Genomic DNA, 19,706 nt, shown 5'->3' with positions numbered 1-19,706 from the left:
TCAGGTCACCGTCCTTGGGGGTCGTGGGGGCCGGTCCGCTCGTCGTGGGTCGTCTCCTCGTGGCGCGGACCGGTGTGCCGCGAAGAGTGGTCGCCGTTGACCGTGCCCTGGTCGTCGAGCAGTTCCTCGAACAGGACGCGGTAGTGCACCATGGCCTGCCGGAGCTCCTCGGTGGAGGCCTCCTTGTGGGCGGCGCGGCTGCTGATCTCGTGGGCCTGGCGGTAGTGGTCGAGCGTGCGGCCGTGCGCGACCGACAGGTCCGAGACCCGCTGCTCGAAGTTCTCGGTCGGGTAGCCCCGCTCGGCCATCACGGAGGTCACCAACTGGTCGGCCTCGGTCACCGAGAAGCCGGGGGCGTCCACGAAACGCTCCTGAACCTCCAGCCACCTCTTGGCGTAGGTGTCACGCGTCCCGGGGTCGAGCGAGCGGATGTCGAGAGAATTGACACGCTCCTCGCGGGCGATGAGTTCCTGCTCGGCTTCCTGCCGGGTTTCGCGCTCCTGCAGGGTGCGTTCGTATTCGGGGCCGAATCGATCGCGCAGTCGATGCCGGCGTTGCTGCTGCAGTACGGCGTAGCCGATTGCGATGATCGCCACCACCGCGACCGCAATGACGACCACCCAGATCACGGTGGACATGTCTGCCTCCGGTTGTGTTAAGCGGTTGTTCCCGTGCGCTGCCCCAGGAACAAGCCTCGAAACCGGCTGCGTATATCAGTGATCCGTCATCAAAAAAATACTGGATCGGCGTTTTACCAATCTTTAGCCGGCAATCCTCAGTCTTTGGGGTGGCCTTCCAGGTGGCCTGCCGCATCCAGCGCGCCACGGGCCTCGGACAGGACCGTTTCGACGAGCGACCGCCCGGCGGAGGCCGGGACCTCCTGGAACCCCCGGCCGGATTCGTAGGAGATGTCCAGTCCGTTGGCGACCAGCCGGTCGGCCCAGCGGAGCGCGGTGTTGAGCTTCTCTGCGGGGATCGCACGCCCCTGCGCGACGGAGGACAGATTGCGCAGGTTCGTCGCCGGGCCGGACTGGTTGTGTGAACGGTCCAGTTTCCATGGGAGCGCCCGGGAGTGGTCGAGCATCGGCTTGGAGAGCCCCGCGGCCCTCTTGGCCTGCAGAACTCCGGACTCGCTCACTCCGAACCGTGCGGCCAGTTCGGCGTTGGACAGTCCCTCTCGGACGAGTCGGCGCAGCTCGCCCTGGTCGATCAGCGCTTTGCGCCCCACGTGCACCCCGTCTCTCGCATGATCACATATGTCCGGTGAGCGTCCTGGCGTGCACACGCCCATCCGATCTGCGCTAAGGTTATGACGTCCCGCCCGAGAGGGCGAAGGACAACCGGGACGTAGCGCAGCTTGGTAGCGCACTTGACTGGGGGTCAAGGGGTCGCAGGTTCAAATCCTGTCGTCCCGACCAGGTTTTTACTGGTCGGTAAGGGTGTCACCCGAAAGGGAGGCACCCTTTCTGCATTCTGAGTGACTAAGTGAGTGACTATCGCTCCGGTCATGTAAAGATCCGGTCCATTGCTTCGGCGCCGCCGAGGAGCACCGGGCGGATCTGTTTCCGGTAGACCGCTTCCGTGACCGCGGTCCCGCTGTGGCCGACGAGCCGGGCGATGTCTTCCAGCGGGACGCCGGAGTCGGACAGCAGCGAGACGAAGCTGTGCCGCATCTCCCGAGGCGTCCAGTCCTTCGCCGGCAGCCCGGCGTCTTTCACGATCTTCCGGAACGCCCGCCGTACGTTGTGGGAGTCCAGGGGAGTGCCGACCAGGGAGGCGAAGACGAGATCGTTCTCCTTCCACTTCGCGCCCGCCTCCTCTCGCTCGTCGGCTTGTTGCGCCCGGTGCTCCCGCAGGGCCTCAACGCAGCGACGAGGCAGCGCCAGAGACCTCCGTGATTTCCTGGTCTTGGTGTCGCCGCCTTCCCGCACGGAGCGCCACACGGCGATCCACGGGGGAGCGTCGGTGCCCAGCTTGCCGTCGAGATCCACCTCCGACCAGGCGAGCGCCCGCAACTCCTCCGTACGGGCACCGATGAGGAGGGAGAGCACCACGTAGGCGTACATCCGCGTGTCGCCCGCGGCCTTGAGGATGGCTTCCGCCTGGTCGAGAGTGAGCGCCTTGGACGGCCGCCCTTCCTTTCCTTCGGGGACCTCGCAGAGGCCCACGACGTTGCGCTTGACCTTGTCTCGGGACTGGGCGAACCTCACCGCTCGGTTCAGGCATGAGTGGAGGAGGCGGACCGTTCGAGCGCTGAGCGTCCTGGCCTTGCCCATGAGCCATCGGTCCACGTCCTCCGCACTCAACTCCCGCAGCTTGCGGGCACCCAGGCCGGGGATGATGTGCTTGTCGCAGAGGGTCCGGTAGTTGGCCACGGTGTTCGGGTCACGTCCGTGCAGGCCGTAGGTGAGCCAGCCCGTCACGGTGTCGGCCACGGTGTAGTTGGCCGGACCGCTGGCCAGCCCGTCGTCATAGTCGCGGATGATCTCTTTGAGCTTGGCCTTGGCTTCGGTCTTGGTCTTGCCGCTGGCCTTCTTGACGATGCGCTTTCCGGCAGGGGTGTAGCCGACCGTCACCGAGGCGATCCAGCGCTCGCGGGTCTCGTCCCAGTGCAGGCCGCCGTCTCCCCGGCTGCGTCGTGTGGTCATGATGCCCTCGCTTCCTGTTCGAGTAGTGCCACGTAGTCGGAGATGGCCGAGGCCGGAATCAGCCGGGTACGGCCCTGGGTGACCGAGCGCAGACGGCCCGATCTGATCTGTTCGTAGATCACGCTGCGGCTCATGCTGAGCAGGTGCATGGCCTCGCAGACGCGATACAGCCGCCGTTCGCCGGGCGGTCCGGGTGCTGTCACCCGTCCTCCCGCTCGGTGGCGATCTTCCGAGCGGTGGCGACCCTCTGGCGGATGTGCTCGGCCATGATCGCCTCACCGGGGGAGTAGCCCGATCCGGCGAACCGCCAGTGACCGAGAACGAGGGTCGTCTCGTCACCGAGGACCGGGAGCCCATGCCGTTCACGTGCTTCGGCGGCTCGATGTGTGGTGCGCACCTGCCGGAGGTCGCCCAGGGTGGTGGAGTAGCGGCGCGATTTGGATGAGAAGTGGCCGCGGAATCCCAGCATGTGCGCCCAGGGTCGCAGCCGGAGAGCTTTGTACTCGGGGCGTGCGCCCAGCTCCCAGCAGGTGCGGATCATGCGCCGGGCGTGCGCGGTGACCGGTAGCGCGTCCAGATGCAGCCCCGGCTTCACACCCGTCCCGTGACAGCGCCCGCACGAGGTCATCAGGCGCAGCCGCCCCCGACCGCCGCAGGCCGGACACGACAGCCGGTGATCGATGGTGCCGGAGGCTTCAGCACCCTTCGTGGCGTATTTGGCGATGTAGCCGGCTACCGCTCGCTCACTGAGCCCGTCCGCCGTCTGGTCGAGGAGGATGGGGCGGATGTCGAGCTGATCACCCCAGATCAGATCCCATCGGCCGAGATCGCTCGGGGGAGAGGTGACCGTGACCCGCTGGACGGCCGGCGGGATCGCCCGAGTGAGCAAGTCGTGATCAGCCCAGTCCGGAGGGGCCTCACTGCAGCCTCCCGGACCGTCGAGCCTGACGATGGCGTGGAAGTGCACCAGGCCGCGCCTCTGGTATTCGGCCACCTTGGCGAACGACACCCGGACCCGCTTGGCGAACTCCCGACGGCTCAGCCCCGCCTCGCTGGCCAGGGTGCGCCGTACTTCCAGGGTGAAGCGATGCCAGAGAGCGCCCGCGTGAGCCTGCCAGAGCACCGCGCCCATGTAGTCGTAACAATCACCGCAGATAGGTTGCCCGAGCCGTTCGTCTCCCGACTCGTGGCGAGCATGGCAGCCGACCGGATGCCCGTGCTCACAGACCTTGTCATGCTTACGGGGACGGCAGGCCCGCACCGTCCCGTTCTTCTCTCGCCGGGTGTGCACCGGCCCGAACGAGGGAGCGGTGAGCGTGACGAATGCCCGCGGATGTCCGCTCACCTCCTGCGGGACACCCTTACCGCCGGACAGGCCCGCTCGGATCAATTGGAAGGTGTCGGCCCGGTAGACCTCCGAGCAGGACGGACACACCGACGCCCGCCGGTTACCGCAGGCCACCAGCAGATGCCCGGACGGTTCATCCGTCGTGCGGTAGCTGTGCAGCACCTCACCGCTGGTCGCGTTGACGATCAATGACTCGCCCGCCAGGTGTATCGGGTGGGCACACCCTCCGGTCGCCGCGACCATCGAGCGCCACCGGTCATAGCCCGGATCGTTGATCAACCGTGCGAGATCGACCAGCCATTCCGGCTGCTGGTCGGCGGTGCGGTGCTGCGGTTCCTCCTTGCTATTCATGACATCCTCCTTCGTTCGCTCCCGACAGGTACTCCAACACGTGCTACGTCTTGGCCCATGTGGACATGGTAAACAACACGTGCTACCTCTTGTAAAGAGCAAACGTGGAAGAAGGAGGACTTCGGCATGACCGACGACAAGGGCGCCGCCCGGTGGCGAATCATCGCCGACCTCTTGCGCTCCGACGTGGTCCAAGACCACTACCAACCAGGACAGGCACTCCCCGGCGAAGCGTTCCTCGCCAACGAGTACGCCACCTCACGCCCGACGATCCGCAAGGCCATCGCCCAGCTCGTCGGCGAAGGACTGCTCACCGTCGCCCACGGCCGCGGCACCTTCGTCCGCCCCACCCCTGACCGCCGCCTCATCCTCATGGGCGGCTCAGCGCGCGAAGACCTGCTCAGCCCCACCTACGACCCCGCCAAACAGGGATGGGAACACGTCACCGTCGCCAGCGAGGCCGAACGCACCGCAGGCCGTGTCACTCCCAACTCGGCACTGTTCATGACCATCGAGGGCAGCAAAGCCGACGTCCTGGGCGTGCGCCGGGGCCGCATGGGCGTCTACCGCTACGCCTACTGGCAACACATCAAGACCCGCGCCCGCATCCACCTGTACTCCTATCTCCTGGCCGACCAGGTCGCCACCATCACCGGCGAAGGCAGAGACATGGAGATCAACTCCGAGATCGAACCCGAGGACTACTACGCCCACCTGGAGCGCACCCACGGACCACTGCGCTGGATCACCTCGGTCCACACCCAGATGCCCTACGGCGAGACCTACGAAGACCTCAACATGGAGCCCATCGGCACCCCCTTGTTGCTGGTCCGCCGGCTGATGCTCAGCAAGGACGGCCGCCCGCTGGAGTTCACCGAGATCGAAGCCCCCGGCGACCGCTTCGAAGCCGTAGCAGCTAGTGAACATGACCAGGCCGGATCAGATGGACAGGTCTCACTCAGGGTGTAGTGGGCTCAGAGTTTCTTTACTGGTTCAAGGCGGCCCGCCGCAGCGGACCGCTGCAGGTGAACGGATGTCGCCAGAGCTGCGGCTCTCCGGCTAGTTGAGGTCGCCCCGCCCACGTGCAATGAACTGCTCACAGTGACCGACGTGATCACTACGCTGTCTTGTCTTTTAGGATCTTTGCCATGAGCCAGTATTTTTGAAGCGCCAGGTTTACTATGTGCTCATGATTGCAGAGATAGACCCCGACGCGGACGAGTTGTGGCGTAAGGTTCAAGTTCCCACGCTAGATGCCATTGCGCGAATTTATAACTATAAGTATGAACTCTCGGAAAAACTCGTAGTTGCCGACGAGAGAATAGTTAAGCACGGGTACAAGGTATTGTTCGACGCGCCTCCGTCTGGAAGTCGCGCAAGCCTTTGTAGGCATGATAATTTGAACGGCCTAAAAGATCTACATTCTTACGTTAAGTTGCATCCAAACATTGTGTGGAAGTTTCTATTTCCGGAAGATCGAGAAAGTGACCCCTTAGATGCCAGCAAGGTACTGCTTCACGAAATATCTATGATTCCAGTGCTGTTGGCAGCAAGATATGTAGCAGCTCATCCAATTGAAAGCAATATAAACGTACCTCACCTTGAAGACCTCTTCGCTGACCAAAAGGGATATCTATTAAGCGATGACCTTCGGATGGATGTTTACATCCCCATTCTTGGGGCCAAGGTTGCGGCGGAAGGAGATTTTGGAGACTATTCAATAGTTGAACTAAGCGACAGTCGCAGGGCGTTTCTTGCAAATGTATCGCACGTCTCTGCGCGTGATAAAAATAAGCTATCTGGTGCTACGCACGCGCTTAAAATGAGCAATGTTCGCGCGAGTGCTGGCGGTTATGGTAGTTACTTTGAACTTGTCCCGTACTTTTCAACGATTGACGCCATAGACAGGTTCTTCGAAGCGGTATCGATAGGGAATTCTAGTGCTGTCGGCTACGCGCAGATGCTATTAGAACCCATTGGCTGGTTCGGTAACATGGACAGCGATGGTAATACAAGCTCAATATATCTTCTCAGAGATCATGCGACTCGCTTGGACAACTACTGCAAGCACGTAAGTGAGATATCAGTCGATCAACTGTCTCGCGCAAATCTCCATTTCAATAAACTCGGCAGTAGTCATCCTAGCCTCAGAGTGGCTGCGCGACGTTATGTGGCCGCCTGGAACAGAGAAAGCGACGAAGATCGCATCGTTGATCTATGTATAGGGCTAGAAGCGCTGCTAGGGTCAGGTTCGGGAAGTGGAGAAATAGTTCACAAGATTTCCCTTCGTGCCGCTGCAATGCTTTCTCGAATCGGCTGGGGTCCAAGTGGTGAAACATTAAGTAGCGTGAAGGATATCTACTCCTATCGCTCTAGGGTTGTACACGGCGTACCTGGTCCGCATAAGAAGCAGCTCTTACATCTTGAGGACATGCCCATTCACGCTACGCGACTTGCTATGGCAATCCTTTCTAATATATTGCAGATCGCCCTAGCGATGGAGAAGTTTAACCCAGATAAAGTGGACGAGATGTTTGTGTACTCGGCTTTAGATGCCAGTGCTGATACTGCGTGACGACCGTGATGAGCTTCGGCAGGTCTGCGCGGTCCTTCGCGGATTATCTCCATAGGTGTTCGCACTGACATGCGCCGGTCTTGATCACAGCCTGATTTCTTTGGGACGAGGAAGCTGCAGGTTCAGTTTGCATCATTAAGGCGTCAGCGCTCCGCGCCATTGCACGGCGCGGCACGCCCGTCCGCGCCGGACGGACATCGGGACCGGGCATGCGGCCTGGAGGCCGGTCCCGTCCCGCGCCCGCCCGGCGCGAACGGCCGGACCCCGCCGCCCGCCGCACCGAGCATCCGCCGAACCGAATGCACCCGCCGCCCCTGGTACGCGCTGCCGCCTGCCGCTCCGACCGCCAGCCCAACCGCTTCGCGGCCCCTTCGGGGTGCCATTCGGCATTGCGCCGGCCGTCTCCGCTCGGTGCTCATCAGGAACGCCTCCATAGAGGTGATCAAGGACTCTGCCGCCCTGCTTCCGGTGCTCGCGCCTGGCGGCACTGCGCTCCGGGTCAGGTTGCCACCGAACGACACGGTTACCCGATCACGGCCATTGCTGGTCGGGTACGGCAACGCGACTACGGGAAGGTGTGTTGCCGTGCCCGACCAGTGGTCATCGGGTGTTGCCCGTTTCCGGTGCATGTTTTCCGCGACTGCCTGAAGTGCGGTGGTGGACCTGGAGGCGAGCCAGCGCAGCATCGACCATGCGCCCCAGGTTGCCTAGTTCGTACAGCATCCGGTGGCGTTCAACGTCCTCCCACGCTCTGATGGCCACCCCGATGTCGCCCGACTTACCGGCCGTGACAACGACCTCTTGACCGTTGACGCGCTTGGTGGCTGCATCGCCCAGGATGACCCAGCCGTACACGGTCATATTTCCCGAGCAGCCAGGATCAGTTTCACCACCTGTTCGGGATGCTCGCTTCTCACCGCCTGAGGACCGGAGCCGTCGCGCAGGGAGACCAGATAGCTGCCCGAGCGCGCCCCCATGGTCACCGTGGCTACGCGCCAGCCCTGCGGACCCTTCACGGTCAGTTCCGGCGGGTGTCGCTCCATCCACGACCGAAGAGGCGGCTGGTCGGGCCAAGTAGCCGCACTGTTGGCGAACAATCCGAGACTGATTGTGTGGTGGCAGTGAGCACGGATTCCCTGCTCGGTAAGAAGCCGTTGAACGACGGCCAGCGCCCTGTCATGGCTCTCCACCAGCGCCTCATCAACGGCGGGCGGGACGGCTCTACAGTTGTCCATAGGTCGCACCTCCAGTGTGCGATCAAGGAACCCGTACGGCGTGTCCGCGCCTGCGGGTTCCGCTTTTTCACGGTCCTCCCATGACATCGCCCATACACGTGCTCGCACAGGAGGTGATAGGGGAGACTGGGGGAGACGGCAGGTCTCCCATGTCTCCCCCCAGGGCGCGGTGATGGACGAGATTCCGGGTTGGGCGTTGAGGTTGCGCGCCGAGCGACGCGAGCGGCTGTGGTCGCAACGGCAGATGGCACGAGCACTCGCCGAGGTGGCCGATAAGAGCACCCGCGCTCACCTGCCGACCCGCGAGTCCCTGATCCGCATGATCAAGGACTGGGAGAAGGGCAGGCACCAGCCCAAGGACCCCTACCGGATGCTGTACTGCCGGGCGTTCGATCTCCCCGAGGCCGAGCTGTTCGACCTGGCGAACAAGGCGGTCCGGAAGTCACCGGCCCAGGTGCTCGCCGCGATCATGCCCGAAGGTGATCCGCTGTCCCGCCTTCCCGCCGGGGTAGGGCGAAGGGTCGGAATGGGCACCGTGCAGGATTTGGCGGCACGGGTTCACGGTCTGCGGCTCGCCGATGACGTCATCGCCGGAAGCGACCTGATCCGGCCCGCCTTCCGCGAGCTTGACGCGGCGGTACGCCTCTACCGGTGCGGTACCCACACCGAGGAGGCAGGCCGGGCGCTGCTGGTCAACATCGGCGAACTGGCACAGATCGTCGGATGGATCGCCAGCGACGCGGGCCAGCACGACCAGGCCGCCCAGACCTACCAACTGGGTATCAGCGCCGCCCGCGAAGCCGGAGACGGCTCCCTGGAGGCCAACCTTCTCGGCTCCCTGGCCTACCAGATCGCCAACGTCGGCGACGCGCAGGAAAGTGTGGCACTGACACGCGCCGCACTGGACGCGGCCGGACAGCATGCTTCACCGCGTATTCGCGCGTTGACCTGGGACCGTCTTGCTTGGGCGCACGCTCGCGCCGGAGAGGCCCAGCCCGCCATCAGAGCACTGGGTGAGGCGAGTACTGCACTGGCGAGCCCGGCAGGAGCCGAAGAACCGTCGTACCTGTACTGGGTCAGCTCCGACGAGCTCCAGATCATGGAGGCCCGCGCCTACACCGAGCTGCGCCGCCCGCTGCGTGCCGTTCCTCTGCTCACCGAGGTTCTGACGCGCTACGACGCTACTCACGTCCGGGAAGTCGCGTTGTATCTGTCGTGGCTTGCCGTTGCTCTCGCCGACGCCAACGAGCCGGAGGAGGCAGCGCACACGGCCTCGCGGATGCTGGACATGTCCGCCGACCTCACCAGTGACCGCACCACCCAACGCGCCCGCGTGGTCCTGGCACGGCTCAAGCCCTACGCCGATGTTCCCGAAGTACGGGAGCTCCTGACCCGCTACCCCATGAGCGCCTGAATACTTGAAGGGATGAAACCGTCTCGGTTTGAGGAAAATGCTGCTCACCCTAGGTCGGCATCAGGCGAAGTCTCGCAATGACAAGCTGATCATTGTTTGTTCGCCACGGCGACCAGAAATGGCTTGTCAAGCACGTCTGAGGTGAAGGAGACGCCGGTGATCTTTCTCGCGAGGGCGAAAGCGCAAGCGATCGGGCGGTCAGGTATTGGATCATCGAACGTGCGCCGTCCCAGGCCGACTTCGTCCATTGCGGCTTCCCAGTGTTCGGAGTCGACACCCTCCCGGTACTGGGGTGTCAGTGGATCGAATCGCAGCATGACGTCACGATCGACGGCGTAGACGAAGCCGTCGTCGGCGTAGTCGTGCCGGCTGATCGACACGACTTCGGTCTCATTCGAGAGGCGGCCTAACAAGCCGCGCTTGACAGGGACTCGCCACCCCAAGGGCTCGACGAGCACAGCCCATTCGCCGAGCTTCACGGCGCCGACGTAGCCGGGGTCGGTGCCACTGGTGGCCGCTGCTTCCTCCATCGCGAGTTCGTTTAACTCGTCGAAGGCCATTTCCTCGACCGTGCTCTCGTCCACCCCGAGGCGGGTGAGCACCTCCAAGCAGGAGAGGCCCCGGACGAAGGACACGCAGAAAATGTCTTCCAACGGTCCGCGACCAGAGAGCCAGTGGAACTCTGGGTGAGGCTCTGTCATCGTCACTCCCTTGATCATGTGAGCAGCATGATCGCAGCCGTTGCCGACAAAAGAGCTTGATCGCCAAATGCTGGAGTCCTCGGATAACGCAGATGGCAAGGCTCCCTACGGGAGTACTTTCCTGAGTGACCAACTGAGTGACAACGGCCACGGACGGGGCCGGACGACGGTGGATCGCCGTGGACTGTTTGCGCAGGTGGGGGCGGGTATCAGACATGGTCCCGCCCCCTCCCGGTTTGCCTGGGGGTCAAGGGGTCGCAGGTTCAAATCCTGTCGTCCCGACCAGGTTTTCACTGGTCGGCAAGGGTGTCACCCGAAAGGGAGACACCCTTTCTGCATTCTGCAGGGACCATTGCTCCGGTCACGTGAAGATCCGGTCCATCGCTTCGGCGCCGCCGAGGAGCGCCGGGCGGATCCGCCTACGGTAGGCAGCCTCGGTGACCGCGATCCCGCTGTGGCCGACGAGCCGGGCGATGTCCTCCAGGGGGACGCCGGAGCCGTGTACCCCTTCTGAACTCGTCGCATACGCTCTGACCTGGCGTCTCACCGGATCGGCTATGCAGCCCGGTGATACTCGCTGATCAGTCCGCTGAGCGCCTTCCGGCTCCTGATCCGGCCTTCCAGCGGTATGACGACCGACTCATCTTGAGCAGGTGGTCATTGCCGGCGGCACCGATGAACGTGGCGTCACGGTCCCGGACGAGGAAACAGACCGGGCCGGCTCGGTCGCCGAGGTCATCTCCCCACCGGTCACCACAGGGGATGCCAAGCCGGCCCGATCAGGTCAAGCCGTCATCCTGCGGGCAGGGCAACCAGCGGGCGAAGAAGGTCACCGGGAACAGGGATACGCGAATGACGACGTGATCTGGCGTGTCCGGCCCGGCAAGGAGATGACCACACCGCCCCATGCTCAAGCGACGGCCGGCGTCGACCAAGCAGATAGGCAGGGAAAGGTGCGGGCAGCAGGAGGGCGCGCTCGCCCCAGTCGATTCCCGATCGCAATGCTCCGAACCGGGCCGGCAACCGAGTTCACGCTGCTCTGAGCAGATCTGCCCCAGGCAGATCGTGTCGACGCCGATCCGGACCGCCCCACATGATGGACGCATGAGCGAAGAATCGAAAATTCCACTGTTCGACACGCGGGTGAGACGTCAGCTTTACGAGGGACGTGTTCTCGTTCTCGACGGCCCCCTTAATGACGATAATGGGACGTTGCTCACCACGCAGTTGATAGCACTCGCCACGCAGGACGCGTCGGCCGATATCGCATTGTGGATTCACTCCCCGGGCGGCTCGGTTCCATCGATGCTTGCGATTCGTGACATCATCCGACTCATTCCCTGTGACGTGTCGACCCTCGTGCTGGGCATCGCCTACAGCGCCGGGCAATTCCTGCTGTCATCGGGCACCCGAGGGAAGCGCCGCGCCCTGCCGCACGCACGTGTCCTGATGCACCAAGGCTCGGCCGGAATCGGTGGCACCGCAGTCGACATCGAACTGCAGGCCGGCGACCTTCGGCATACTCGCGACACGGTGCTCGGCCTTATCGCCGAGGACACGGGTCAGCCGGTGGAGCGCATATTCGAGGATTCTCTGCATGATCGCTGGTACACAGCGCAAGAGGCACTGGACTACGGCTTCATAGACGCGATCGTCCAGAGCTTCGACGAAATCGCGCCACACGATCGCCCACGGCTTGGATTCGGCGTCACCGAAGGAGTCGGCCAGTGACCACGTACACGATCCCCAACGTCATCGCCCGGAATCCTCGCGGCGATCGGATCATGGATGTCTACTCGCACCTGCTCACCGAGCGAATCGTCTATCTGGGGACCGCAATTGATGCGGGCGTCGCGAACGCGCTCGTCGCGCAGCTTGTTTTTCTGGAGTCAGACAACCCCGATGCCGCCATACAGTTTTATATCAACTGCGAAGGGGGGGACCCGAGCGCAATGCTCGCGATATACGACACCATGCGCTATATCCGCCCGCGGGTTGAGACAACCTGCGTTGGACAGGCCATCGCGGTGGGTGCCGTCCTTCTCGCCGCGGGCGCCGAAGGAAAACGTGCCGCTCTCCCGCACGCACGAGTAATCCTGCACCAACCGGCTGCTCAGGGGCGCGGAACGATCCCCGATCTCATCTTGCAGGCCGACGAGGTCGTACGTGTCCGAGCAGACATCGAGCGCATACTGTCACGGCACACGGGCCAGACCATCGAGACCCTACGCGCCGACACCGATCACGATCGCGTGTTCACCGCGACCGCGGCCTTGGAGTACGGGCTCATCGATCAGATCATCGAGGAGCATTCACCGGCTCGTGGATGATCCCGGCAGGCCGCGCTAAGCAGCCAGGGCATACGCCGCCGAGCAGGTAGCACCTCTCGACGTGCTGCTCTGAGCAGACCGCAAGCTCTCGGCAACGGCAAGGGTCAGATCGACCAGAGTGACATCCAGCGCGCCGGCGACCGCAGCGATCATTTCGCTGGATGGCTCTTTGACGCCTCGTTCCATCTCGGAGAGATACTGCGGCGAGACGCCGGCACGACGCGCCGTCTCGCTCAACTTCTCGCCCCGCTCGTGACGAAGACCTCTGAGACGCTCACCGAGCGCGTGCCGCCACAGCGGCTCGCGAGCCGGAGACGGCTTAGGGTCGGTCCGATCGATCGCCGGACGCAGCGGCGGGACAGAGGAGGCCATGCCTCACCATAAATAGACGGCGCGTTCGAGTTCCGCCGGATTCGCGCAGAGCAGAACCGTCCCCGCCTCCTCCGTCCCGGCCCTCAGAGCGTCCCGGCCCTCAAAGTCGGTGAGGATCGCAACGCGAACTCTGCTGTGCGAGCCGAACTGACATCGCTGGAGGGCGAGCAGCACGTCGTATGCGTGTCGTCATGCGTGGCGGGACGGCTGCTGAGGCCGAGTCGTTGCAGGTCACCGGGGCCGGTGGCCCTTCTTTTTACGGCCGGTCGGCACGGCACGGCGACCGGAGCCGTTCTGTACGGGTTTTTGTGCCTGCCGCTGCGCCGGTTTCTTCGCAGGGGAGGCGGGGGTGCGGCCCCGTGAGCTGTTCGCCGTCCGGCCGCGGACGATGCCGATGAAATCCTCCACCAGGTCGGTGGTCGCGTCGGTGGGCCAGGCCAGCGCAACCTGGGACTGCGGCGCGTCCGACACCGGCCGGTAGGTGAGATCCCTGCGGTGGTGGAGGCGTGCCAGCGACAGCGGAACCAGGAGGGTCCCGGTGCCGGCCGCTACCAGCTCGACCGCGTCCGCCGTTGTGGCCGGGCGGGTGAACGCGGGCAGCCCGGGCCGGGCCGTCCACTCGACGGTGTCGTCCAGAGGATGGAACACCTCTTCGTCGGCAAGGTCGGCGATGGTCACCTCGTCGGCGGCGGCCACCGCGTGGTCCTTGGGCACCATGACCACCGTGGTCTCCACGTAGAGCGGAATCACGCTGAGCCCGTCCCGGTCGACCGGCAGCCTGACGAATCCGGCGTCGGCGCCGCCGTTCCGCAGGAGCCCCACCGCCTCGGCGGCGGGAACCGCGACCAGGGTGACCGGCACGCCGGGCATTCTCTCAATCCAGACGTTGACCCATTTCGCGGGTGTCACCCCGGGCACGTACGCCAGTCGAAACATCCTGCCGGTCTCTTCATCGGTCACTTCCTCAGGGTACCGATGTCAAGGGAACCCGTTCCGGCTGACTACTCTTGACGCCATGACCTCGCCCAAACCGAAGAACATCCAGACGATGAAGCCCGCGACCGCGGCCAAGAAGCTGGGTGTCCCCCTCTCGGCCACTCCCGCCGAGTTCCAGGCGAGTGTCGTCTCCAGGGACGAGCTGAACGAGTTGCAGTCGACGCCACCTGCCTGGCTCGCTGACCTGCGCCGCAACGGCCCGCACACCAAGCAGGTCATCGCCGCGAAGCTCAGGGTCTCCATTGCCGGCCTGCTCAGAGGTGGGATCACCGGACTGCTCACCACCGCTGAGATCGATGCGCTGAAAGCGGAGAACCCGGAGTGGCTGGAGCGCGAGCGGTCCCTCTACGCCGAGGCCCGTAAAGAAGCACTCCGCCTCAAGCAACGCTAGACAGCTGAGATCCTGCACGTCGCCGATCCCGGACACGGCTCCAGGCCGCCGAAACCGTCTCGCTGAGTGACCGTCTGAGTGGCAACGGCCCCGGGCGCGGGCGGACGGCCGAGCAGCTGGGCGGAACGTTCACCAGGTGAGATCCTGGATCGCCCAGGATCCGCGCCCCTGGCGTGCCTCAGAGCTCGCGCAGGCAGGTGGCGAGACAAGGGCGTGAAGCAAATACAGGCATGTTCCGGATATGGCAGGCTTCTCGGATGAACGTGGAGCGTGCCCTCGATCTCCTCGCCCAGTGCGCCTACCGCTTCTGGGACGACCACGGCACCGATGAGATCGGTGCGCTGCTCGCCGAGGCGCGCGCCTGCTATAACGCCGCCGAGCACGCCGATCCCGCGGCGGTGGCGATAGGCCGTTCGCTGATCGCGGCGTTCGAGCTGCGCCTCTGCATCGACGTGGAGAACCAGTTGAACTCCGGCTGGGACTACGATCTGGAAGGCCCGCCGCTCAACGGCGTGGAGGAAGACGATGAGGACGACGTGAGCCGTCCGGTCGCCGAATGCGCCGCCGAGGCCGCGCGGGCGGCGCTGGACGCCGATCCCGAAGATCCGCTCGTGCCGATCCACCTCGGCCACGCGCTCGCCTGGCTCGGCGACCGCGACGGCGCGGTAGCCGCCTACCGCGAGGCGCTGCGCCGCGACCCGCTCGACGAACAAGCGGACACCTGCCTCGAGATGCTTGAGGCCGAGACCGGTCCGCCACCGGCCCCGGAGACGAGCCCGCGCTCGTACGCGTTCGCCCTGCTGCGCGAGGAAGTGCGGATCAGCAACTCCGAATGGATCGACGTCGGCCACGTGTTCAGAACGCTCGCCGCCGCGCAGGACGCCGCCGAAGCGAGACTGCGCGAAACCGGCGACCTGACCCGCGAGGACCTCGACGGTTTCATCAAGCTGGAATTGGATGTCCACCGCCCCGGGCAGCCGGTCGCCACGTTCGAGCTGATGGGCCGGATCCCATCCGAGCCGAACGAAGGCCCGTTCCGAATCGACTGGTCGGACGTCCCCTTGGACGCGCCCCTGGAGCCTTCGCTGCCGCCGGGAAGGCCAGTACGGATAGAGAACCTGTTGTGCCTCTGAACGGGTGCGACGGCCGGCGGCTCTGCTGCGATATCGACGGCGACTCGGAAGGGAACCGCACCGTGGCTTGTCCCGTGATCGACTGACCTGCTCTTTATGCCAGCGATAACGTGGCTTGTCGCGGGCATGGAAAGCGGGGAGAAGGCAGGGGGTGGAACTCGTCGACCGCCGGCGCGACAATGCCATGCGCGACGTCGGTCTGTAACGAACCGCCGAAGGGATTTGCCGATGACCAGCGGGAGCAGCTCAGCCGAAGGCGACTCGGAGACTCAGGAGCTCGAACGTCACGACCAGGCCGACTCTCCCGTTCCCCTGCCGCCTGCCTTCGGACAGCTGCAGGAAGCCATGGAGCTGGCACACCGGGGTGTGACGCTCATGGACGAGCTGGCGTCGTTGGGTCCGGAGATCTGGCGTCAGTGGAGCGGCGCGCCCCGCGTTGATGCGCCCGACCCGGAACCGCCGCCCTGGGCCGACTTGGAAGCGACAGTCCACGAACTGATAAGGCTCATTGAGGCGTCTCCCCATCGGCTCGACCCTGGACACCGCACCTCGGTGGGTTCCGTACAGGACCTCATCGACCAGGCCAAGGGCCTTCAGATCCGGTGGGTGGCCCGGCTCTATGGGAGAGACACCCCGGCAGAGACGGAATTGCAGCTACTCCTGGGGTCGAGCGGCTTCACGGATTCGGATCAGGAAATGGGCCGGGAGCTCTCTGCCGACGAGCCCCAGGACCAGTCGGACACCTCCACGCCGACGCATGTACACAACCCCAGCGCGAGGAAGACCGTGCGGCGGCGCCGTACCGTACGGTCTCGGCCCCCGGGGGAACTGGCAGTGGTGTACCTCGACGACGAGTCGCAGTACCGGCAGGTGCGCACAGCGCTCGCCGAGGCTTTCGACGCATTCGGCTTGAAGGTCGATTCAAGCTCTTTGATCATCAGAGGGTCGATCTGGCAGGCGTTTCTCACCGCGTTGAAACGCCAAACGACCGACGACCGCCTGGAGCAGGGCGGTGACGCGTTCGCCGCTGGAGCCAAGGCGCGATGGTACGGCGAGCCGCAGTCGCAGATCACCAAGGCGCAGGGCGAGGCGATCGCCTCGCTGCTCACCACGCTGGAGAACACGCAGAACGCGCTGCTCGCGTTCTCGAACATCCTGATCGTGAAGATCGACGGGGTTCCGCTGGTCCGCGAACTCACACCGGAACAGGTCGAGCATCTGCAGAAGAACCCGCGGCTGTACACCGACCCGCGGCTGGCGCTCGGCGTGCTGGACGTCGGTCTTGCCAGCGTCCATGAGTCCGGGCCCGACGAAAGTGGATGAGCGCGCCTTGATCGGCCCGTCTCACCGCCAGGTCGCCGCCGCGCTGCATCCGTACTCCGTACAGGCCTAGACCGTATAGACGGGTGCGAGGTCGACGAATATGCGGTAGTCCGAGATCAGACCGTCGTCGCGGGTGCGCCAGATCGATACGGCCACGACGCTGACGTCCTTGCCGTCGAGCCGCCGGTAGGTCACCTCGGTCTCGGCGATGATGTCGGCGTCCACCTGCCAGTTCCTGACGATCCGGTGCCGCAGCCCGCCAATGGTGGAGAAGAACGCCCGCAGCCCGGCGGCGATGGCCGCACGTCCCGTCGTCGGCTCGGCATTGCCGAACACCAATGTGGCGTCCTCGGCCAGCAACCGCACGAACTCGTCGGGGTCGAACGAGTCGACCGTCTGGAAAACGTGTCGGACCACATCGTCGGCCATGCCGATCCTTCCTTGCACGGTTGGGATCACTGGTGGGGACGATACGGAATAAAGGACGACGCGCAACTATCGCCAAGGTGGGTATCTCATCATCGAAAGTTCGCCGAGGCCCTGATCCGCAGCGTGCAACCTCGACTCGACTTGAGGTCAAGATGCCCGACGAGCCGGTGCGTGCTCTGCACAGCGAACTCAAGGCTGAGGGGACCTGCGTGGGAACGGTGCCGTCGACGGCGGTGTCATCCCCGGCGGCGGCAACGGGCATGGCAGCCAAGCTGACTTCCGGAGCCGACCAGCTAGCCTCGCAGGTCAGACAGGTCCTCGTCACTGAGGCTGAGATCGTTCGCCGCGAGGTTCTCCTCCAGGTGATCGAGAGAACCGGTGCCCGGAATCGCCAGCACCGACGGCGACGTCGCCAGCAGCGCGGCGATCGCGACCTGCGCCGTGGTCGCGCCCAGGCGTGCTGCGATCTTGCCGAGCCGTTCGGCGTCGAGCGGGGCGCCGCCACCGCCGAGCGGGAAGTACGGCACGTACGCGATACCCGCTTCCGCGCATTCCGCGAGCAGTCCCATGTCGCCGGTGTGCCGGTTCTGCACCGCCGCGACGGGCGCGATCGCCCGGGCCTCGGCGAACTGGACGGCGTCGACGTTACTGACGCCCAGATGCCGGATCAGCCCCTCCGACCGAAGCTCGGCCAGCACCGCGAACCGTTCGGCGATCGACTCGCCACCCGGCCCGGCCATCCCGCCGACCCGTAGATAGACCAGGTCGAGCCGGTCCAGCCCGAGGGAGCGCAGATCCGCCTCGACCAGGCCGCGCAGCTGATCAGACGTCGCCTGCTCGCTCGGCGCACCATTGGGCCCGCGCAACGGCCCGACCTTCGTCGCGATCACCAGGTCGTCACGGTAGGGGGTCAATGCGGTACGGATCAGCTCGTTGGCCCGGACCTCACCCCTGCCGTAGAAGCCGGCCGTGTCGATGTGGTTCACGCCCAGCTCCACGGCGCGCCGGAGCACCGCGATGCCGTTCTCCGGGGCGCGCGGCGGACCGTCGAAGGTGCCCATCGCCAGGCGCATTGCGCCGAAGCCGAGCCGGTTGATGGTCAGGTCTCCGCCGAGGGAGAAAGTCTCGATCGTCATGAGGCTCATGATGTCCGCCGCCACGACGCCCAGCGAACTGGTGGCAGCTTGCTGCCAGACTGGAGGGATGCGGAACGAACAGGTGTTTTCAGTGCACGGCGACGCGGAGTTGATCGCGCGTGCCGGTCATCTCTTCGAGTCCGCGTACACCGAGTTCCTGTGCGCCGCCCGGGACCTCAAGACCTGGTCGCAGCCGGAGGCCAGGGCCGCGATCCTGAACCGGATGCGTGCTGCGGATTCTCCGGGCTTCACCTCTCGCAAGCTGCTCAGCCCGGTAGCGCTCGCCGACGAGGAGACCCGCGCGCACCTGCGGCTGGTGCAGAGCAAGGGGGCTCTCGTTCGGATCAGCGGTTCGCCGCTGCCGCACGAGACCATCCTCATCGACCGGCGGGTGATGATCCTTGCCGGCCGGGGGACGCCCAACGGCCGCGAGTACACCGTGACGACGTCGCAGACCCTGGTCGACGGTGTCCACTCGCTGTTCCAGGCGATCTGGGACAACTCCGTTGATCTCAACACCTATCTGCACAGCGACGTCCCGCACCTCGATACCGACGGCCGCGTGATCCTCGAAGCCCTCGGTTCGGGACTCACCGACTCATCGGCGGCCAAACGGCTCGGCGTCTCGCTGCGCACCTACCGGCGGCGCGTGGCCGAGCTGATGGCCAAGCTCGAGGCCGACTCCCGCTTCCAGGCCGGGCTGCGTGCGGGCGAGCTGGGGCTACCCCGCTGACCGTAGTGATCGCATACCTTCAGCGGTCTGCCCATCCCGCCCACCGGCCGACTCGGCGAGGCAGGCGTCAACACGGTTCCGAACAAGAAGCGGCCGGTCGGTGCCGACGTCGGCTGAATCTTGCCACTGGCCCCACAGGGCCGGTTTTTCACCCGTCGTCGACAGCCGACTGCGTCAGGGCCTGTTCTCCTTGCCGTCCAGCCAGAGCGTGTCGGACTCATCGCGATGGGAACCGGAGCCGCCGACGTGCTTGGCGTCGATCTTCGGACCCTTTTTGATCACGTGCACCAGCGCCATCGCGTGTCCACGTCCAAGGTCGTAGTCCTGCTTCAGCCAATCGACGATCGTGCCCGCCTTCGTGGACGGGTCATCAAAGCCACGCTCCTTCGCCAGAGCGATGAACTCACGTGGGGTGAGGCCGGTCTTGTCCTCGATGTTGTCCAAGTAAGCCTGGAACGACATGCGTCTCTCCGTTCATCATGGGATATCGCACCATAATGGCCCATTGGTGGGGTTTTACGCGTCAGTCCGCCTCTGTGGCAACGAAGGCCGGACGGCGATCCAGCGCTCTGAGCGATGTCTCGTAATTCG

The 19,706-nt window shown here is 64.7% G+C and carries 24 protein-coding genes and 1 tRNA gene; 11 read left to right on the top strand and 14 right to left on the bottom strand.

The window, feature by feature from the left end; all coding sequences use genetic code 11:
• Nucleotides 1–5: 5 nt before the first annotated feature.
• Nucleotides 6–638, bottom strand: coding sequence for a hypothetical protein (locus OHA77_RS05820; RefSeq protein ID WP_326821700.1), 633 nt, complete (start codon nucleotides 636–638; stop codon nucleotides 6–8).
• A 137-nt stretch (nucleotides 639–775) separates the two neighbouring features.
• A complete protein-coding gene (locus tag OHA77_RS05815) occupies nucleotides 776–1,228 on the bottom strand; it encodes a hypothetical protein (protein ID WP_406316663.1) in 453 nt (150 codons plus the stop codon).
• Nucleotides 1,229–1,341: 113 nt separating this feature from the next.
• Here OHA77_RS05815 and OHA77_RS05810 point away from each other — a divergent pair.
• Nucleotides 1,342–1,418: transfer RNA gene (locus OHA77_RS05810), tRNA-Pro, on the top strand.
• Nucleotides 1,419–1,505: 87 nt separating this feature from the next.
• Here OHA77_RS05810 and OHA77_RS05805 read toward each other — a convergent pair.
• Genes OHA77_RS05805 through OHA77_RS05795 form a run of 3 tightly spaced genes read right to left on the bottom strand, consistent with a single transcriptional unit; the run spans nucleotide 1,506 to nucleotide 4,347 of the window.
• On the bottom strand, nucleotides 1,506–2,648 hold the full coding sequence (locus tag OHA77_RS05805) for a tyrosine-type recombinase/integrase (RefSeq protein WP_406316661.1): 1,143 nt from the start codon (nucleotides 2,646–2,648) through the stop codon (nucleotides 1,506–1,508).
• Nucleotides 2,645–2,851 (bottom strand): helix-turn-helix domain-containing protein, encoded by a 207-nt coding sequence (locus tag OHA77_RS05800; protein WP_406316660.1) that lies wholly within the window; start codon nucleotides 2,849–2,851, stop codon nucleotides 2,645–2,647. The genes OHA77_RS05805 and OHA77_RS05800 overlap by 4 nt, the downstream gene beginning before the upstream one ends.
• The gene (locus OHA77_RS05795; protein WP_406316658.1) at nucleotides 2,848–4,347 is read right to left on the bottom strand and encodes a replication initiator; all 1,500 of its coding nucleotides are present in this window, start codon (nucleotides 4,345–4,347) and stop codon (nucleotides 2,848–2,850) included. The genes OHA77_RS05800 and OHA77_RS05795 overlap by 4 nt, the downstream gene beginning before the upstream one ends.
• A gap of 126 nt (nucleotides 4,348–4,473) precedes the next feature.
• Between OHA77_RS05795 and OHA77_RS05790 the strand changes: the two genes are divergently transcribed.
• Nucleotides 4,474–5,316, top strand: a complete 843-nt coding sequence (locus tag OHA77_RS05790) for a GntR family transcriptional regulator (RefSeq protein ID WP_406316657.1) — start codon at nucleotides 4,474–4,476, stop codon at nucleotides 5,314–5,316.
• Nucleotides 5,317–5,536: 220 nt separating this feature from the next.
• Nucleotides 5,537–6,922 (top strand): hypothetical protein, encoded by a 1,386-nt coding sequence (locus OHA77_RS05785; protein ID WP_406316656.1) that lies wholly within the window; start codon nucleotides 5,537–5,539, stop codon nucleotides 6,920–6,922.
• Nucleotides 6,923–7,522: 600 nt separating this feature from the next.
• Here OHA77_RS05785 and OHA77_RS05780 read toward each other — a convergent pair.
• Both OHA77_RS05780 and OHA77_RS05775 read right to left on the bottom strand, forming a co-directional pair.
• Complete coding sequence (locus tag OHA77_RS05780) at nucleotides 7,523–7,783, bottom strand: hypothetical protein (RefSeq protein ID WP_406316655.1); 261 nt, start codon at nucleotides 7,781–7,783, stop codon at nucleotides 7,523–7,525.
• Nucleotides 7,780–8,157: a hypothetical protein gene (locus OHA77_RS05775; protein WP_406316653.1), complete on the bottom strand. Its 378-nt coding sequence runs from the start codon at nucleotides 8,155–8,157 to the stop codon at nucleotides 7,780–7,782. Before OHA77_RS05775 ends, OHA77_RS05780 begins: the two co-directional genes overlap by 4 nt.
• 172 nt (nucleotides 8,158–8,329) lie before the next feature.
• On the opposite strand from OHA77_RS05775, the gene OHA77_RS05770 reads away from it, so the two are divergent.
• Nucleotides 8,330–9,571 carry a transcriptional regulator gene (locus OHA77_RS05770; protein WP_406316652.1) on the top strand — a complete coding sequence of 414 codons (1,242 nt, stop codon included), beginning with the start codon at nucleotides 8,330–8,332 and terminating at the stop codon, nucleotides 9,569–9,571.
• Between the two features lie 89 nt (nucleotides 9,572–9,660).
• On the opposite strand, the gene OHA77_RS05765 is transcribed toward OHA77_RS05770, so the two are convergent.
• Both OHA77_RS05765 and OHA77_RS05760 read right to left on the bottom strand, forming a co-directional pair.
• Nucleotides 9,661–10,290 (bottom strand): DUF6461 domain-containing protein, encoded by a 630-nt coding sequence (locus tag OHA77_RS05765; protein WP_406316650.1) that lies wholly within the window; start codon nucleotides 10,288–10,290, stop codon nucleotides 9,661–9,663.
• 343 nt (nucleotides 10,291–10,633) lie between these two features.
• Nucleotides 10,634–10,819: a hypothetical protein gene (locus tag OHA77_RS05760; RefSeq protein WP_406316649.1), complete on the bottom strand. Its 186-nt coding sequence runs from the start codon at nucleotides 10,817–10,819 to the stop codon at nucleotides 10,634–10,636.
• 106 nt (nucleotides 10,820–10,925) lie between these two features.
• On the opposite strand from OHA77_RS05760, the gene OHA77_RS05755 reads away from it, so the two are divergent.
• The 3 genes from OHA77_RS05755 to OHA77_RS05745 all read left to right on the top strand — a co-directional run bounded on the left by OHA77_RS05755 (nucleotide 10,926) and on the right by OHA77_RS05745 (nucleotide 12,602).
• Nucleotides 10,926–11,315, top strand: coding sequence for a hypothetical protein (locus OHA77_RS05755; RefSeq protein ID WP_406316647.1), 390 nt, complete (start codon nucleotides 10,926–10,928; stop codon nucleotides 11,313–11,315).
• Between the two features lie 61 nt (nucleotides 11,316–11,376).
• Nucleotides 11,377–12,003 (top strand): ClpP family protease, encoded by a 627-nt coding sequence (locus OHA77_RS05750; RefSeq protein WP_406316645.1) that lies wholly within the window; start codon nucleotides 11,377–11,379, stop codon nucleotides 12,001–12,003.
• Nucleotides 12,000–12,602 (top strand): ATP-dependent Clp protease proteolytic subunit, encoded by a 603-nt coding sequence (locus OHA77_RS05745; protein WP_326821703.1) that lies wholly within the window; start codon nucleotides 12,000–12,002, stop codon nucleotides 12,600–12,602. The genes OHA77_RS05750 and OHA77_RS05745 overlap by 4 nt, the downstream gene beginning before the upstream one ends.
• Nucleotides 12,603–12,617: 15 nt before the next feature.
• Here the strand turns inward: OHA77_RS05745 and OHA77_RS05740 are convergent, their stop codons facing one another.
• Together OHA77_RS05740 and OHA77_RS05735 are read right to left on the bottom strand one after the other, a co-directional pair.
• Nucleotides 12,618–12,974: a helix-turn-helix domain-containing protein gene (locus OHA77_RS05740; RefSeq protein WP_406316643.1), complete on the bottom strand. Its 357-nt coding sequence runs from the start codon at nucleotides 12,972–12,974 to the stop codon at nucleotides 12,618–12,620.
• A 231-nt stretch (nucleotides 12,975–13,205) separates the two neighbouring features.
• Nucleotides 13,206–13,934 (bottom strand): LysR family substrate-binding domain-containing protein, encoded by a 729-nt coding sequence (locus tag OHA77_RS05735; RefSeq protein ID WP_406316642.1) that lies wholly within the window; start codon nucleotides 13,932–13,934, stop codon nucleotides 13,206–13,208.
• Nucleotides 13,935–13,989: 55 nt separating this feature from the next.
• Between OHA77_RS05735 and OHA77_RS05730 the strand changes: the two genes are divergently transcribed.
• The 3 genes from OHA77_RS05730 to OHA77_RS05720 all read left to right on the top strand — a co-directional run bounded on the left by OHA77_RS05730 (nucleotide 13,990) and on the right by OHA77_RS05720 (nucleotide 16,817).
• Nucleotides 13,990–14,361: a DUF5997 family protein gene (locus OHA77_RS05730; protein ID WP_406316641.1), complete on the top strand. Its 372-nt coding sequence runs from the start codon at nucleotides 13,990–13,992 to the stop codon at nucleotides 14,359–14,361.
• Nucleotides 14,362–14,618: 257 nt separating this feature from the next.
• Entirely contained in the window at nucleotides 14,619–15,494 is an 876-nt protein-coding gene (locus OHA77_RS05725) for a tetratricopeptide repeat protein (protein ID WP_406316640.1), read from the top strand.
• A gap of 228 nt (nucleotides 15,495–15,722) precedes the next feature.
• Complete coding sequence (locus tag OHA77_RS05720; protein ID WP_406316639.1) at nucleotides 15,723–16,817, top strand: hypothetical protein; 1,095 nt, start codon at nucleotides 15,723–15,725, stop codon at nucleotides 16,815–16,817.
• Between the two features lie 66 nt (nucleotides 16,818–16,883).
• On the opposite strand, the gene OHA77_RS05715 is transcribed toward OHA77_RS05720, so the two are convergent.
• Together OHA77_RS05715 and OHA77_RS05710 are read right to left on the bottom strand one after the other, a co-directional pair.
• Nucleotides 16,884–17,246, bottom strand: a complete 363-nt coding sequence (locus OHA77_RS05715) for a nuclear transport factor 2 family protein (RefSeq protein WP_326821709.1) — start codon at nucleotides 17,244–17,246, stop codon at nucleotides 16,884–16,886.
• Nucleotides 17,247–17,539: 293 nt separating this feature from the next.
• The gene (locus OHA77_RS05710; protein ID WP_406316637.1) at nucleotides 17,540–18,382 is read right to left on the bottom strand and encodes an oxidoreductase; all 843 of its coding nucleotides are present in this window, start codon (nucleotides 18,380–18,382) and stop codon (nucleotides 17,540–17,542) included.
• A 67-nt stretch (nucleotides 18,383–18,449) separates the two neighbouring features.
• Between OHA77_RS05710 and OHA77_RS05705 the strand changes: the two genes are divergently transcribed.
• Complete coding sequence (locus tag OHA77_RS05705) at nucleotides 18,450–19,115, top strand: DNA-binding response regulator (RefSeq protein ID WP_406316636.1); 666 nt, start codon at nucleotides 18,450–18,452, stop codon at nucleotides 19,113–19,115.
• Between the two features lie 174 nt (nucleotides 19,116–19,289).
• On the opposite strand, the gene OHA77_RS05700 is transcribed toward OHA77_RS05705, so the two are convergent.
• Nucleotides 19,290–19,577: a DUF4287 domain-containing protein gene (locus OHA77_RS05700; RefSeq protein WP_406316634.1), complete on the bottom strand. Its 288-nt coding sequence runs from the start codon at nucleotides 19,575–19,577 to the stop codon at nucleotides 19,290–19,292.
• Between the last annotated feature and the right edge of the window lie 129 nt (nucleotides 19,578–19,706).

The organism is Streptosporangium sp. NBC_01639 (genome assembly GCF_045209755.1).
GTDB lineage: Bacteria > Actinomycetota > Actinomycetes > Streptosporangiales > Streptosporangiaceae > Streptosporangium.
This window is presented reverse-complemented; position numbering and strand designations above follow the sequence as displayed.